Origin of the sequence: Microlunatus antarcticus (genome assembly GCF_014193425.1) — a bacterium.
GTDB classification, from domain to species: domain Bacteria; phylum Actinomycetota; class Actinomycetes; order Propionibacteriales; family Propionibacteriaceae; genus Microlunatus; species Microlunatus antarcticus.
In genome coordinates, this window is record NZ_JACHZG010000001.1 from 999,342 (window position 1) to 1,014,906 (window position 15,565).

Below are 15,565 nucleotides of genomic sequence, written 5' to 3' on the forward strand. Positions count from 1 at the left end.
GCCGTCGCCGTGGTCGGCGCGGGCCCGTCGGGTGTCTACGCCGCCGAGGCGCTCACCCGGCAGCCCGACGTCGACGTCAGCGTCGCGGTGCTGGACCGCCTGCCGGTCCCGTTCGGCCTGGTCCGCTACGGCGTCGCGCCCGACCACCCGTCGATCCGCTCCATCCGCAGCACGCTGGAGCGGACCCTCGACGCGCCGGGCGTGACCTTCTACGGCGACGTGCAGATCGGGCGTGACCTCACGGTCGCCGAGCTGCGGGCCAGCGTGGACGCGGTCGTCTACGCGTACGGCGCGGGCAGCGACCGTCGGCTCGGCATCGCGGGGGAGGACCTGCCGGGCAGCGTCGCCGCGCCCGAGCTCGTCACCTGGTACACCGGCCACCCCGACGTCCACCCCGACCACGGCGGGGTCGCCCCGGGCCACCCGTGGGTGCCCGGCCTGATCTCCGAGGCCCGCGAGGTCGTCGTCATCGGCGCCGGGAACGTCGCGCTCGACGTCGTCCGCGTGCTCGTCCGCGGTGTCGACGAGCTGGCCGCCACCGACATGCCGGACGAGGTGCTCGCCGCCCTCCGGACGCGCGGCGTGCGCGACGTGCACGTGCTCGCCCGGCGCGGACCGGCGTACACGGCCTTCACGACCAAGGAGCTGCGCGAGCTCGGGGAGCTCGCCGACCTCGACGTGCTCGTGGACCCGGCCGACCTCGTCCTCGACGTCTCCAGCACGCTGGTCGCCGAGCAGGACAAGGTCGCCGCGCGCAACCTCGCCGTCCTGGCGGAGTGGGCCGGACGCTCCTCGACGGGTGCCGCGCACCGCGTGCACCTGCACTTCTGGACCAGCCCGCTCGCCCTGCTCGGCACCGACCGCGTGGAGGGGATCGAGGTGACCCGGTCGGCGGTCGACCCGGCCGGGCTCGTCCGCCCGGTCGGCGAGCCCTGGTCGATCCCCGCGCAGCTGGTCGTGCGGGCGGTCGGCTACCGCGGGCTGCGCCTGCCCGGCGCCCCGTACGACGAGAGCACCGGCCGGATCCCGCACGCCGAGGGGCGCGTGATCCGCGACGGCGCCTTCTCGCCGGGGGAGTACGTGACCGGCTGGATCAAGCGTGGCCCGACCGGGGTGATCGGGACGAACCGCTCGGACGCGGTGGAGACCGTGGTGTCCCTGCTCGAGGACGTCGACCGCGGTCTGCTGGTGCCCGGAGGCCGCGAGGGGGCGCTCGGTGCGCTGCTCGCCGAGCGTGGCCTGCACCCGTTGGGGATGCCCGAGTGGCACCGCATCGACGCCGCCGAGGTGGCCCGTGGCCAGCAGCACGGACGGCTGCGGACGACCCTGGCCCACCGCGGCGAGCTGCTCGAGGCCGCGGAGCCCGGGGAGTCCTAGGCGCGGCGCCGCGTCGAGCGGCGGACGACGAGGGTGGGGGTGAGCCGCAGCACGGGCTCGACCGGCCGGTCCTCGATCACGTCGAGGACGGTGGTGAGGATGTTGGTGCCGAGCTGGCGGAAGTCCTGGCGCAGGGTGGTCAGCGGCGGTGCGAAGTGCTCCGCCTCGGGGATGTCGTCGAAGCCCACCACGCTGACGTCGTCAGGCACGCTGATGCCCCGCCCGGCGAGGGCGTGGACGCAGCCCAGGGCCATCTGGTCGTTCGCCACGAAGAGCGCCGTGAAGCGGGACCCGCGCTGCGTCAGCGCGTTCCCGATCCGGTAGCCGGAGCCGGGCGTCCAGTCGCCCTCGAGCGGGCGTGGGGCGACGAGCCCGTGCTCCGCCATCGTGTCGCGCCAGCCGCGCAGGCGCTCGGTCGCGTCCATCGAGTCGCCCGGCCCGGCCACGTGCGCGATGTCGCGGTGCCCGAGGCCGATCAGGTGCTCGGTGGCGGTGCGCGCCCCCGCGTACTGGTCGATCGAGAGCGAGGGGCTCGTCCGGCCGCTCGACTCGATGACGAGCACCGGTACCCGCAGGCTGAGCCCGGCGAGGGCGTCGAGGAGGCGGATCCGCGAGGCGACGACGACCACGGCCTCGACGTGCTGGCCCAGGACGAGGTCGATCGCCGCGCGCACCGACTCGGGCTCGGTGTCCACGGCGGTGGCGAGCGAGATCGAGTAGTCCGCGGAGCGGGCCGCCGACAGCAGCCCGAGGACCGTGCTGCTGGGCCCGTAGTCGGACGAACCCGTGGTGATGAGCCCGATGTTGCGGGACCGGGCACCGACCATCGCCCGGGCCGCGGCGTTGGGCCGGTAGCTGAGCTGGGCCACCGCCTGCTGGACGCGCTGACGCGTCGTCTCCCGGACGCTCGTGTGGTTGTTGATCACCCGTGACACGGTCTGGTGCGAGACCCCGGCGAGCCGGGCGACGTCGAAGATCGTCGGTGAGCTCCGGGCGCGCGGCGCCGAGGACGTCCCCATCGCGCGCCTCCCGTCGCCGAACCAGCCACGATCCCGGCTGATGGCGCGATGTTATCGCGAACATCAAGAAATCTCAGAACTGAGCCTGGGCCCTCCAGCTGTCGTCGATCCGACATGAACACGCCTGATCACGGGCAGATCACGATCTACGGGCTCTCTCAGGAGTAGCCGGGTCTCGCTTGACTTCGCCGCATAGCGGTGAAATGTTATCGCTCACATCGGCGCGGATGCCTGGGAAGACGGCGCGCCAACGAGCGAGCACCCACCAACGAAGGCAAGGGAAACGTCGTCATGGTCCACTTCCGCAAGTCCTCCCTCTCCGCAGCCGCGCTGTCCGCGTCCGCGCTGCTCCTGATGGCCGCGTGCAGCACCGGCCAGACCGCCGGCAGCGGCGCTCCCGCCTCGTCCGCGGCGGCGGAGCCCAGCGCCTCGGTCTCGCAGTCCCTGGGGGCCGACCAGAACGGCGTCCCGGCCGCGATCACCGCCGCCGGCGGCACCGAGAAGCTCACGACCGCGGTGCCGGAGGGCGTCGCGGCGGAGTACGGGCCCATCTGCAAGGGCTCCGACCTCGGCATCGGCAAGATCGACTTCACCACCGACACGATCGGCTGGGCGCAGTCGGAGAAGGAGGCGAACCCCTTCCGGATCGCCTCCACCAAGTCGCAGGTCGACGCCGCCAAGGCCAAGGGCTGGAAGCTGCTGACCACGAACGCGCAGTCGAACGTGCAGCAGGAGAACAGCGACATCAAGGGGATGATCGACAAGGGCGCGAAGGCGATCATCTTCTCCCCGATCAACTCCACGGGCCTCGGCGACGCCATCTCCTACGCCAAGGAGAAGAAGGTCGCCATGATCCCGGTCGACCGCAACATCACCGGCGTCAAGGGCTGCGAGACCGTCGGCCCGCAGCTCGGCTCGGACTTCGTCGAGCAGGGCCGTCGCGCCGCCGACGCCATGATCAAGGCCACCGGCGGGAACGCGAAGCTCGCGATCCTGCTCGGCGCCTCGGGCGTCAACGTGACCGACGACCGCACGGCCGGCTTCCTCGACCAGCTCAAGGCCAAGAACGCCACGGGCATCGAGGTCGTCTTCCAGCAGACCGCCGACTTCACCCGCGAGAAGGGCAAGTCGGTCACCGAGACCCTGCTGCGCGCGCACCCGGACGTCAACGCGATCTACGCCGAGAACGACGAGATGGGTCTGGGCGCCCTCGCGGCCCTGGACGACGCCGGCAAGGCGGGCACCGACAGCGTGCACATCGTCTCCATCGACGGCACCAAGGGTGCGGTCCAGGCCATCGTCGAGGGCAACTTCGACGCGGTCATCGAGTCGAACCCCGCGTACGGCCCCTCCGCGCAGGCCGCGCTGGACGCGTACGTGAACGGTGACGGCGCGCCGGCCGTGACGATCACCACCGACAACCAGTACGACCTGTCGAACGCCCAGCAGGCGCTGGACTCCGGCGCCGCCTACTGAGCCGCCGCACGCGGGCGGCCGTCCCCAGGGACGGCCGCCCGCGTGCTCGTCCGACCCGCCCACCCCAGATGACCCGGAGATGACGCCATGACCGCAACCGCGGTGCAGGCACCCACGCTCGCCGTGCGGGGGCTCAGCAAGACGTTCGGCGGCGTACGCGCCCTCGACGACGTGTCGATCGACCTGATGCCGGCCTCGGTGCACGCGCTCGTCGGCGAGAACGGCGCCGGCAAGTCGACGCTGATCAAGGTGATGACCGGGGTCTACCCGATCGACAGCGGCGAGGTGCTGTACCAGGGCGAGTCCGCGAGCTTCGCGTCGCCGCGTGCCGCCCAGCAGGCGGGCATCGCGACGATCTACCAGGAGGTGCACCTCGCACCCCAGCTCTCCGTCGCCCGCAACTTCTTCCTCGGTCGCGAGCTCAAGCGTCGCGGCTCGCTCGACCTGCGCCGGATGAACACCGAGGCGGCCGAGGGCCTCGAGCGCTTCGGCATCGCCGTCGACGTGCGCCGTCCGCTCGGCGAGCTCGGCCTCGGCATCCAGCAGATGGTGGCCATCGCCCGCGCCGTCTCCACGCAGGCCCGTGTCGTGATCATGGACGAGCCGACGTCGTCGCTCGAGCCCCGCGAGGTGGAGCGGCTGCTCTCGGTCGTGGCGCTGCTCAAGGAGTCCGGCGTCTGCGTCGTCTACGTCTCGCACAAGCTCGACGAGGTCTTCGCCGCCTGCGACACCATCACGGTGCTGCGCGACGGCAAGCTCGTCTGGACCGGGCCGACCGCCGACACGAACCGCCGCCAGCTCATCTCCCGCATGCTGGGCCGCGACGCCGCCGAGCTGGACGAGGGCAGGCTGACCCGCCTGGCCGGCCGGCCGCCGGTCGCCGACGCCGAGCCCGTCCTGCGGGCCAGCCACCTGAGCCGTCGCCTCGTCCTCGACGACGTGTCGCTGGTCGTCCGCCCGGGCGAGGTCGTCGGGCTCGCCGGCCTGCTCGGCTCGGGGCGCAGCGAGACGGCCAAGACCGTCTTCGGCGCGCTGCCGCTCGACTCCGGCGAGATCAGCATCGACGGCCGCCCGCTGCGCCGTCAGACGCCCGCCTCGCGGATCCGCAACAAGATCGCCTTCCTGCCCGAGGACCGCAAGGCCGAGGGGATCATCCCGGAGCTGTCGATCCGCGACAACATCGGGCTCGCCGCGCTGCCGCAGCTGACGCGCCTCGGCTTCGTCAACCGGTCCAAGCTCGACGCGATCGTCAAGGTCTTCTTCGACCGGCTGCGGATCCGGGCGTACGGGCCGAGCCAGAAGGTCTCCGAGCTCTCCGGCGGCAACCAGCAGAAGGTGCTGCTCGCCCGGCTGCTCTGCCTCAACCCCCGGGTCCTCCTGCTCGACGAGCCGACCCGCGGGATCGACGTGGGGGCCAAGGCCGAGGTCCAGGGCCTGATCGCCGAGCTCGCGGAGAAGGGCCTCGCGGTGGTGCTCATCTCCTCCGAGCTCGAGGAGGTCGTCGAGGGGTCCGACAGCGTCGTGGTCCTGCGCGACGGCGCCCAGCTCGGCGCCCTCTTCGGCGACGAGATCACCGAGGACAACATCATGGACATGATCGCCGAGGCGGCCGACTCCGAGGTGGCCGCCGAGGCCGCCCCCGCCGAGATCGCCCCCGCCGAGCCGGGTCACGCCGAGCAGGTCGACGCCGACCAGGAGACCGGACGATGAGCGCCGCCACCACGACCGCACCGACCACCCCGGAGCCCCGCGAGCCGTCCGCGCTCAAGGCGCGGCTCGGGCTGACGAACGGCTGGGCGGCGTGGCTGCGGGCGCGCGGGGTCTACCTCGCGCTGATCGTCCTGGTCGCGTACAACGCCTTCTTCACCTTCAACTTCCTCACCCTGGCGACGATCCAGCTGCTGTTCGCCCAGCTGCCGCCCGTGATCATCGTGTCCCTGGGCATGGCCCTGGTGATCGGCACCGGCGGCGTCGACCTCTCCGTGGGCGCCATCATGGCGATCGCGAGCGCGGTGCTCGCCCGCTTCGTGCTCGCTCCCGGCGACGGCGGGCTGGGCGCCTCGATCGGCGTCGCGATGCTCTTCGCCGTGGTCGCCGGCGTCCTGGTCGGCGCGTTCAACGGGACGGTGGTCGCGGTCGCCCGGGTGCAACCCATCGTCGCCACGCTCGGCATGCTCGTGGCCGGGCGAGGGATCGCGCTGGTCATCACCGGCGGTGCGCTGATCGAGCTCTTCGTGCCGTTCTTCCGCACCGTCCGGCTCGGCAAGCTCCTCGGCGTCCCGTACGTCATGTGGGTCGCCGCGATCCTCGCCGTCGCCGCGGCGGTGCTCGTCCGCCGCAGCGCGTTCGGCTACCGGCTCCTCGCGATCGGTGGCAACCGGCGCGCCAGCGTCCTCGCCGGGCTGCCCGTGCAGCGCACCCTGATCACCGTCTACGCGATCTCCGGCGGGCTCGCCGCCGTGGCCGGGGTCATCGCCACGGCGCGGCTCCGGGCGAGCGACCCGTCCTTCACCGGCCTGCTGATCGAGCTGACCGCCATCACCGCCGTCGTGGTGGGTGGCGGGGCGCTCGCCGGGGGCCAGGTGCGCATCCTCGGCACCGTGGTCGGGGCCGTGTTCATCCAGCTGCTCGAGACCACGCTGGTCTCGCACAACGTGCCGGACTCCGGCGCCCGCATCGTCGAGGCGCTGATCATCATCGCCGCCATCTACGTCCAGCGCTCGAGGAGCAGCTCATGACCGTCGACCGTGACGAGGTCCGGGCGGCCGGGGACGGGACCGCCGTCGTCGCGACGGCCCCCGATCGCGGCGGCCGCGCCGCCGACCTCCTGCGCACCCGGAACCTGACCTCGATCGTCTCCCGGAACGCGGCCGTCGTCGGCCTCGCCGTCGTCGTGATCGTCGGGATCGTCCTGGTGCCGACGTTCGGCTCGGTCGACAACTTCCGCAACGTCGCCCTCGCGGCCTCGTTCATCGCCATCATCGCGGTCGGCATGACCTTCGTGATCATCAACGGCGGCATCGACCTCTCGGTCGGTTCGACGTACGCGCTGGCGGTCATCCTCAGCGCGATGGCGTCGCCGTACGGGTCGCTGGCCGCCGTGCTCGTGCCGCTGGTCGTCACCGCCGCGGTCGGGCTGCTCCAGGGCCTGATCATCGCCCGGCTCCGGCTGCCCGCCTTCATCGTCACCCTGGCCGGGCTGACCGGGATCCGGGGGCTCGTCTTCCTCATCACCCACGAGGGCAACGACGTCCCGCAGATCCCGGGCTTCAAGGTCTTCGAGATCCTCGGCACCGGGTCCTTCCTCGGCATCGGCAACCCGGTCTGGATCGCCGTCGTGCTCTTCGCGATCGGCTGGTGGGTGCTCAACCGCACCGCCTTCGGCCAGAGCGTCCAGGCCGTCGGCGGCAACGCCCAGGCCGCCGAGCTCATGGGCCTGCCGGTCCGTCGCACGACCGCGACGGTCTACGTGATCAGCGGCCTGTGCGCCGGCATCGCGGGCGTCCTCACCACCGCCCTCTCCGGCGGCGGCCAGGAGGCGCGCATCGGCGACGCGTACGAGCTGCAGGCGATCGCGGCCGTGGTCATCGGCGGCACGCTGCTCGCCGGCGGCGTCGGCTCGATGGTCGGTACCGCGGCGGGCGTCGCGCTGCTCTTCGTGATCCAGAACCTCATCGTCCAGGGCGCGAACCTCAACTCCTACGTCCAGCAGGTCGTCTCCGGCGGCTTCCTGCTCGTCGTCGTCATCCTCCAGGCGACCGTCAGCCGCCGATCCGGAAAGGCCACATGAGCACCATCACCGCCGACGTCGCGGCCACCCTCCTCGAGGTCCGCCGCGAGGTCGCCGAGCTCCACGCCGAGCTGCCCCGCAACGAGCTGGTCGTCTGGACCGCGGGCAACGTCTCCGCGCGCGTCCCCGGCCGGGACCTGCTCGTCATCAAGCCGTCGGGCGTCAGCTACGACGAGCTCACCCCCGAGACGATGGTCGTCACCGACCTCGAGGGCCGCCTGGTCGAGGGGGAGCGCAACCCGTCCTCCGACACCGCGGCCCACGCGTACGTCTACGCGAACATGCCCCACGTCAACGGCGTCGTGCACACGCACTCGACCTACGCGACCGCCTGGGCGGCCCGGGGCGAGGCGATCCCGTGCGTCCTCACGATGATGGCCGACGAGTTCGGCGGCCCCGTGCCGGTCGGACCTTTCGCGATCATCGGCGACGACTCCATCGGACGGGGTATCGTCGCCACGCTCGCGGACCACCGGTCGCCCGCGGTGCTGATGCAGAACCACGGGGTCTTCACCGTCGGTCGCTCGGCGCGCGCGGCGGTCAAGGCCGCGGTGCTGTGCGAGGAGGTCGCCCGGACGGTGCACATCTCCCGCCAGCTCGGCGAGCCGATCCCCATCGACCAGACGCACGTGGACGCCCTCTACGACCGCTACCAGAACGCCTACGGCCAGCACTGATGGTCCCCGCGACCACGCCGGCCCCGCACCGATCCACCACGCACCGATCCACCACGAAGGAGCTCCATGCCTGACTCCACACCCACCGTGTGGTTCCTGACCGGCAGCCAGGGCCTGTACGGCCCCGAGATCGTCGCTCAGGTCGAGCAGCAGTCGCAGGAGGTCGTGCGCCAGCTCGACGCCTCCGACGTGCTCCCCGTCCGCGTGGAGTGGAAGCCGGTCCTGACCGACTCGAACGCCATCCACCGCCTCGTCCTGGCCGCCAACGCGGACCCGGACTGCATCGGGCTGATCGCCTGGATGCACACCTTCTCCCCGGCGAAGATGTGGATCGCGGGCCTCGACGCCCTGCAGACGCCGCTGCTGCACCTGCACACGCAGGCCAACGTCTCGCTGCCGTGGTCCGAGATCGACATGGACTTCATGAACCTGAACCAGGCCGCCCACGGCGACCGCGAGTTCGGCTACATCCAGACCCGGCTCGGCGTGCGTCGCAAGACCGTCGTCGGTCACGTGAGCAACCCCGACGTCGTCCGCAAGGTCGCCGACTGGCAGCGCGCGGCGCTCGGCGTCGCGGCGGTCCGCTCGCTCAAGCTGGCCCGCTTCGGCGACAACATGCGCGACGTGGCCGTCACCGAGGGCGACAAGGTCGAGGCGCAGCGCGTCTTCGGCGTCTCGGTCAACGCGTACGGCGTGAACGCCCTCGTCGCGGCCGTCGACGCCGCGTCGGACGCCGAGGTCGACACGCTCGTCGAGACCTACGGCGACCTGTACGAGATCGCCCCCGAGCTGCTGCCCGGCGGCGACCGGCACGAGTCGCTGCGCTACGGCGCGCGCATCGAGGCCGGGATGCGGAGCTTCCTCGAGGCCGGCGGCTTCGGCGCGTTCGTCACGAACTTCGAGGACCTCGGCGGTCTGCGCCAGCTGCCCGGCCTGGCCGTGCAGCGGCTGATGGCCGACGGCTACGGCTTCGGCGGCGAGGGTGACTGGAAGACCTCGGTCATGCTCCACACGATGAAGGCGATGAGCGTCGGGCTGCCGCAGGGCACCTCGTTCATGGAGGACTACACCTACCACCTCGGCCCGGGCCCGCAGAAGATCCTCGGCTCGCACATGCTCGAGGTCTGCCCGAGCATCGCCGCGGCCAAGCCGCGGGTGGAGATCCACCCGCTGGGCATCGGCGACCGGGAGGACCCGGTCCGCCTGGTCTTCGACGCGGCCGCGGGCCCGGCCGTGGTGGTCGGGATCTGCGACCTCGGCGACCGCTTCCGCCTCGTGCTCAACGAGATCGACGTGACGACCCCCGACGAGCCGCTGCCCAGGCTGCCCGTGGCCCGTGCGGTCTGGGAGCCCAAGCCGGACCTGCCGACCTCGGCCGAGTGCTGGATCGCCGCCGGGGGACCGCACCACAGCGTGCTCTCCAGCGCGATCGGCACCGACGTGATGGACGACTTCGCCGAGATGCTCGGCGTCGAGCTCGCCGTCATCGACGCCGACACCCGCCCGCGGCGTTTCACGCAGGAGCTGCGCTGGAACAACGCCTACCACCGGCTCGCCGCCGGCTTCTGACCCCCGCGGTGCCCGGAACGTCCGGGCGCCGAGACCCACGCAAGAGACGCACGACGCGTACACAGGAATCAAGGAGGATCTCGTAGTGAAAGCACGCAAGCTCATGTCGGTGGTGGCCGTGGCCGCCGCCCTCACCATGACGGCCGCCGGCTGCGGCGGCGGTCGCGCCGGCACGGCCAGCAGCGAGGCGCCGGCCGCCGGCGCCAACAAGGGCGCCCTCATCGGCGTCGCCATGCCGACGAAGACCTCCGAGCGCTGGATCGACGACGGCAACAACGTCAAGTCCAAGCTCGAGGCGCTCGGCTACAAGGTCGACCTGCAGTACGCGAACGACTCCGTGCCGCAGCAGCAGCAGCAGATCGAGTCGATGCTGAACAACGGGGCCAAGGCCCTCATCGTCGCCTCGATCGACGGCACCGCGCTGACCACCCAGCTGGCCGACGCCGGCAAGGACGGCGTCAAGGTCATCGCCTACGACCGCCTGATCAACGGCACGCCGGACGTCGACTACTACGTCACGTTCGACAACCAGAAGGTGGGCGTGCAGCAGGGGACGTCGCTGCTGACCGGCCTCGGGATCCTCGACGCGGACGGCAAGGACACCGGCAAGGCCGGCCCGTTCAACGTCGAGCTCTTCGCCGGCAGCCCCGACGACAACAACGCGCAGTTCTTCTTCAACGGCGCGATGAGCGTCCTGCAGCCCTACATCGACAAGGGCACGCTCAAGGTCGTCTCGGGTCAGACCGACTTCAGCCAGGTCGCCATCCAGCAGTGGAAGCTCGAGACCGCGCAGGCCCGCATGGAGACCATCCTCAACGGGTTCTACGCCAAGGGCGACACCAAGCTCGACGGTGTCCTGTCCCCGTACGACGGCCTCTCGCGCGGCATCCTGAACGCCACCAAGGCCGCCGGCATCCCGAACCCGATCGTCACCGGTCAGGACGCGGAGAAGGCGTCGGACAAGCTGATCCAGGACGGCGTCCAGTACTCGACGATCTTCAAGGACACGTCCAAGCTGGCCGAGACCGCCTCGACGATGGTCGACGCAATCCTCACCGGCAAGACGCCGGAGACCAACGACACGACGACCTACAACAACAAGGTCAAGGTCGTGCCGGCCTACCTGCACCAGTCCGTGATCATCACCAAGGACAACCTGCAGAAGGAGATCATCGACTCGGGTTACTACACCCAGGCCGAGATCGACAAGGGCGAATAGCTCTCGATGAGGTGGTCGGTGCCCTTCTCCGCGAGGAGAGGGGCACCGACCTTCGTCCAGCACAGCAGCACAGCAGCACGAAGGAAGACGGAGCCTGATGACGAACGACCCCATCCTGCAGATGGTGGACATCACCAAGACGTTCCCCGGGGTCAAGGCCCTGCAGGACGTCAACCTGACCGTCGAGCGCGGTGAGGTCCACGCGATCTGCGGCGAGAACGGCGCCGGCAAGTCGACCCTGATGAAGGTGCTCTCGGGCGTCTACCCGCACGGGTCGTACGAGGGCGAGATCGTCTTCGAGGGCAAGCCCGCGGCGTTCTCCGGCATCCGGGACTCCGAGCACGCCGGCATCGTGATCATCCACCAGGAGCTGGCGCTCAGCCCGTTCCTGTCGATCGCGGAGAACATCTTCCTCGGCAACGAGCAGCAGCGCGGCGGTCGGATCGACTGGAACGCGACGAACCTGAAGGCGGCGGACCTGCTCCGCCGCGTCGGTCTCGCGGAGAACCCGATCACCAAGATCACCGACCTCGGCGTCGGCAAGCAGCAGCTCGTGGAGATCGCGAAGGCGCTCTCCAAAGAGGTCAAGGTGCTCATCCTCGACGAGCCGACCGCGGCCCTGAACGACACCGACTCCGCGCACCTGCTCGGTCTGATCGACGGCCTGCGCGACCACGGCATCACCTCGATCATCATCAGCCACAAGCTGAACGAGATCAAAGCCATCGCCGACCGGGTGACGATCATCCGCGACGGCCGCACGATCGAGACCCTCGACCTGCACGCCGACGAGATCTCCGAGGACCGGATCATCCGCGGCATGGTCGGGCGCGACCTCGAGAGCCGGTTCCCCGAGCGGGAGTCCACCATCGGCGAGGAGGTGCTGCGGATCGAGGACTGGACCGTGCACCACCCGCTCGAGCACAGCCGCGTCGTCGTGGACCACGCCAACCTCTACGTCCGCGCGGGTGAGGTCGTCGGCATCGCCGGGCTGATGGGCGCGGGCCGCACCGAGCTGGCCATGAGCGTCTTCGGCCGCTCGTACGGCCGCGACATCAGCGGCAACCTCTACAAGAACGGCCAGCCGATCCAGGCGCCCACGGTCAAGGCGGCGATCGCCCACGGCATCGCGTACGCGACCGAGGACCGCAAGCGCTACGGCCTCAACCTGCTCGACGACATCAAGCGGAACATCTCCGGCTCCGCGCTGGGCAAGCTCGCCCGCTGGGGTCACGTGGACGCGAACGCCGAGACGGTCGTGGCCAACGGCTACCGCAAGAGCATGCGCATCAAGGCGCCCGACGTCGGGGTCGTCACCGGCAAGCTCTCCGGCGGCAACCAGCAGAAGGTCGTCCTGAGCAAGTGGATGTTCACCGACCCCGACGTGCTGATCCTCGACGAGCCCACCCGCGGCATCGACGTCGGCGCCAAGTACGAGATCTACACGATCATCAACACGATGGCGGCGCAGGGGAAGGCGATCATCGTCATCTCCTCCGAGCTCCCCGAGCTGCTGGGGATCTGCGACCGCATCTACGCGCTGTCGGCCGGCCGGGTGACCGGCGAGGTCGACGTCGCCACCGCCCAACCCGAAAAGCTCATGCAGTACATGACCCAGGAGAAGGAGTAGCGGCATGTCCGCCTCGACGCAGACTCTGACGGACGACACGCCCGTCATCCCTCCGGCCCCCGAGCAGGGCGGTGCCGGTCTCGGCGCCTTCCTGAGCGGGCGCCTGCGCCAGGTCGGGATCTTCCTCGCCCTGATCGCGATCGTCATCCTGTTCCAGGTGCTGACGGGCGGGACGCTGCTCACGCCGCGCAACGTCACCAGCATCATCGGGCAGAACGCCTACGTCCTGATCCTGGCCATCGGCATGGTGATGATCATCATCGCCGGCCACATCGACCTGTCCGTGGGCTCGGTGGTCGCCTTCGTGGGTGCCGTCAGCGGCATCATGATCGTGCAGTGGGGCTGGCCCTGGTGGCTCGGCGTCATCGCCGCGATCCTGGTCGGTGGGGTGGTCGGCGCCTGGCAGGGGTTCTGGATCGCCTACGTCGGCATCCCGGCCTTCATCGTGACGCTGGCCGGCATGCTGACCTTCCGCGGCCTCACGCAGATGATCCTGCACAACGTCCCGATCACGCCGTTCCCGGACGCGTACGTCGCCATCGGCTCCGGCTTCCTGCCCGACCTCGGCGGCGGCACCTCGACCTTCGAGCCGCTGACCGTGATCCTCGGGGTGCTGGCGACGATCGGCCTGGTGGGCACGCAGGTCCGGGAGCGCGCCAAGCGGGTCAAGCTCGGGCTCGAGGACGAGCCGCGCTCGTGGTTCCTCTCGCAGGCGATCTTCACCGCGGTGTTCATCCTGCTGATCACCTTCGTGCTGGCCAGCTACCGCGGGACCCCGATCGTCCTGGTCATCCTGGCCGCGCTGATCCTGATCTACAGCACGGTCATGCACCAGTTCGTCTTCGGCCGCCACATCTACGCCCGTGGCGGCAACCTGCACGCGGCCCAGCTGTCCGGCGTCGACACCAAGAAGGTCGACTTCCTGCTGTTCGTCAACATGGGCGTCCTCGCGGGCATCGCCGGCATCGCCTTCACCGCGCGCAGCAACTCGGCCCTGCCCGGGGCCGGCACCGGCTTCGAGCTGGACGCGATCGCCGCCGCCTTCATCGGTGGCGCAGCCGTCACCGGTGGTGTCGGCACCGTGACTGGCGCCATCATCGGCGGTCTGATCATGGGCGTGCTGAACAACGGCATGTCGCTGCTCGGCCTCGGCACCGAGATCCAGTCCTTCATCAAGGGCTTCGTGCTGCTGCTCGCCGTCGCGTTCGACATCTTCAACAAGCGCCGCGCGGCGAACGCGTCCAAGTGAGCACCCCGGAGCCGGTCGACGAGACCGCGTCCCTCGGGATCGAGCTCGGCTCGACCCGGATCAAGGCGGTCCTGATCGGTCGCGAGCACGAGGTGCTCGCGACCGGGGGGCACGACTGGGAGAACCAGTTCGTCGACCGGCTCTGGACCTACGGGCTCGACGACGCCTGGGCCGGGCTGCGGGCGTCGTGCGCCGAGCTGGGGGACCTCGGGGCCGTCGGATCGGTCGGGATCTCGGCGATGATGCACGGCTACCTCGCCTTCGACGCGGACGGCGAGCTGCTCGTGCCGTTCCGCACGTGGCGCAACACGAACACCGACGCGGCGTCGAGGCAGCTCAGCGAGATGCTCGGGACGAACATCCCGCACCGCTGGAGCGTCGCGCACCTCTACCAGGCGCTGCTCGACCACGAGGAGCACGTCGGGCGGGTCGCGTACGTGACCACGCTCGCGGGCTACGTGCACTGGCAGCTCACGGGGGAGAAGGTCATCGGCGTCGGGGACGCGAGCGGGATGTTCCCGATCGACCCGGTCACCCGGGGCTACGACGAGGCGATGCTGGCCCGGTTCGACGAGCTGGCCTCCGGCCTGGGCCTGGAGACCCCGCTGGTCGACCTGCTGCCGACCGTCCGCCTCGCGGGCGACCCGGCCGGCGAGCTCACCGAGGCCGGCGCTGCCCGCCTCGGCGGGCTGGTCCCCGTCGGCACGCCGCTCTGCCCGCCCGAGGGCGACGCGGGGACCGGCATGGTGGCGACCGGCTCGGTCGCCCCGCGCACCGGCAACGTCAGCGCCGGCACCAGCATCTTCGCGATGGTCGTGCTGGAGCGCGAGCTCAGTCGGCCCCACCGCGAGCTCGACCTCGTGACCACGCCCGCCGGCGACCCGGTGGCGATGGTGCACTGCAACAACGGGGCCAGCGAGCTGCAGGCCTGGGCGAACCTCTTCGGCGAGTTCGCCACGGCGCTCGGCGTCGAGGCCAGCAGCGAGAAGGTCTTCGCCACGCTGTTCGGCGCCGCGCTCGAGGGCGCCCCCGACGGCGGCGGGCTGCTTGCGTACAACTACCTGTCCGGCGAGCCCATCACCGAGCTCGAGGAGGGCCGTCCCCTCGTCGTCCGCACGCCCGGCAGCCCGCTGGAGCTGGGGACGTTCATGCGGACCCAGCTCTACAGCGCGTTCGCGACGCTGAAGATCGGCATGGACGTGCTGCTCAAGGACGAGGGCGTCGAGCTGGACACGATGTTCGCGCACGGCGGCCTGTTCAAGACCAAGGGCGTCGCGCAGCGCTTCCTCGCGGCCTCCATCCGGGTGCCGGTGTCGGTGGGCGACGTGGCCGGCGAGGGCGGAGCCTGGGGCATCGCCGTGCTGGCCGCGTTCGGTCAGCACCGCACGGCCGACCAGTCCCTGGCCGACTACCTCGACACCCGGGTGTTCGCCGACGTCGAGCTCGTCACGGTCGAGCCCGACGCCGACGACGCGGCCGGGTTCGACGCGTTCCTCGAGCGCTACGTCGCCGGCCTCGCCGTCCAGCGCGCGGCGGTCGACGCCCTGCGCTGACGGCAC

General features: G+C 70.8%; 12 protein-coding genes. 11 read left to right on the plus strand and 1 reads right to left on the minus strand.

From position 1 onward, the window contains the following. Positions 1 to 9 precede the first annotated feature (9 nt). The gene (locus FHX39_RS04630; RefSeq protein ID WP_332836664.1) at positions 10 to 1,377 is read left to right on the plus strand and encodes an NAD(P)-binding protein; all 1,368 of its coding nucleotides are present in this window, start codon (positions 10 to 12) and stop codon (positions 1,375 to 1,377) included. On the opposite strand, the gene FHX39_RS04635 is transcribed toward FHX39_RS04630, so the two are convergent. After that, positions 1,374 to 2,396: a LacI family DNA-binding transcriptional regulator gene (locus tag FHX39_RS04635; RefSeq protein WP_183337003.1), complete on the minus strand. Its 1,023-nt coding sequence runs from the start codon at positions 2,394 to 2,396 to the stop codon at positions 1,374 to 1,376. The genes FHX39_RS04630 and FHX39_RS04635 overlap by 4 nt on opposite strands. A 291-nt stretch (positions 2,397 to 2,687) precedes the next feature. On the opposite strand from FHX39_RS04635, the gene FHX39_RS04640 reads away from it, so the two are divergent. The 10 genes from FHX39_RS04640 (at position 2,688) to FHX39_RS22005 (ending at position 15,559) form a co-directional block, all read left to right on the plus strand. Beyond that, positions 2,688 to 3,872 carry a substrate-binding domain-containing protein gene (locus FHX39_RS04640; RefSeq protein ID WP_183337004.1) on the plus strand — a complete coding sequence of 395 codons (1,185 nt, stop codon included), beginning with the start codon at positions 2,688 to 2,690 and terminating at the stop codon, positions 3,870 to 3,872. An 87-nt stretch (positions 3,873 to 3,959) separates the two neighbouring features. After that, on the plus strand, positions 3,960 to 5,582 hold the full coding sequence (locus FHX39_RS04645) for a sugar ABC transporter ATP-binding protein (protein WP_183337005.1): 1,623 nt from the start codon (positions 3,960 to 3,962) through the stop codon (positions 5,580 to 5,582). Continuing rightward, the gene (locus tag FHX39_RS04650) at positions 5,579 to 6,610 is read left to right on the plus strand and encodes an ABC transporter permease (RefSeq protein WP_183337006.1); all 1,032 of its coding nucleotides are present in this window, start codon (positions 5,579 to 5,581) and stop codon (positions 6,608 to 6,610) included. The genes FHX39_RS04645 and FHX39_RS04650 overlap by 4 nt, the downstream gene beginning before the upstream one ends. Then, a complete protein-coding gene (locus FHX39_RS04655; RefSeq protein ID WP_183337007.1) occupies positions 6,607 to 7,662 on the plus strand; it encodes an ABC transporter permease in 1,056 nt (351 codons plus the stop codon). The genes FHX39_RS04650 and FHX39_RS04655 overlap by 4 nt, the downstream gene beginning before the upstream one ends. Next, a complete protein-coding gene (locus FHX39_RS04660) occupies positions 7,659 to 8,339 on the plus strand; it encodes an L-ribulose-5-phosphate 4-epimerase (RefSeq protein WP_183337008.1) in 681 nt (226 codons plus the stop codon). The genes FHX39_RS04655 and FHX39_RS04660 overlap by 4 nt, the downstream gene beginning before the upstream one ends. Positions 8,340 to 8,405: 66 nt before the next feature. Beyond that, positions 8,406 to 9,908 carry an L-arabinose isomerase gene (gene araA / locus FHX39_RS04665; RefSeq protein WP_183337009.1) on the plus strand — a complete coding sequence of 501 codons (1,503 nt, stop codon included), beginning with the start codon at positions 8,406 to 8,408 and terminating at the stop codon, positions 9,906 to 9,908. Between the two features lie 85 nt (positions 9,909 to 9,993). Beyond that, positions 9,994 to 11,127 carry a multiple monosaccharide ABC transporter substrate-binding protein gene (gene chvE / locus FHX39_RS04670; protein WP_332836665.1) on the plus strand — a complete coding sequence of 378 codons (1,134 nt, stop codon included), beginning with the start codon at positions 9,994 to 9,996 and terminating at the stop codon, positions 11,125 to 11,127. 97 nt (positions 11,128 to 11,224) lie between these two features. Then, entirely contained in the window at positions 11,225 to 12,757 is a 1,533-nt protein-coding gene (gene mmsA, locus FHX39_RS04675) for a multiple monosaccharide ABC transporter ATP-binding protein (protein WP_183337010.1), read from the plus strand. 4 nt (positions 12,758 to 12,761) lie between these two features. Beyond that, a complete protein-coding gene (mmsB, locus tag FHX39_RS04680; RefSeq protein ID WP_183337011.1) occupies positions 12,762 to 14,006 on the plus strand; it encodes a multiple monosaccharide ABC transporter permease in 1,245 nt (414 codons plus the stop codon). Then, positions 14,003 to 15,559: a xylulokinase gene (locus tag FHX39_RS22005; protein ID WP_183337012.1), complete on the plus strand. Its 1,557-nt coding sequence runs from the start codon at positions 14,003 to 14,005 to the stop codon at positions 15,557 to 15,559. Before mmsB ends, FHX39_RS22005 begins: the two co-directional genes overlap by 4 nt. Positions 15,560 to 15,565: the final 6 nt, after the last annotated feature.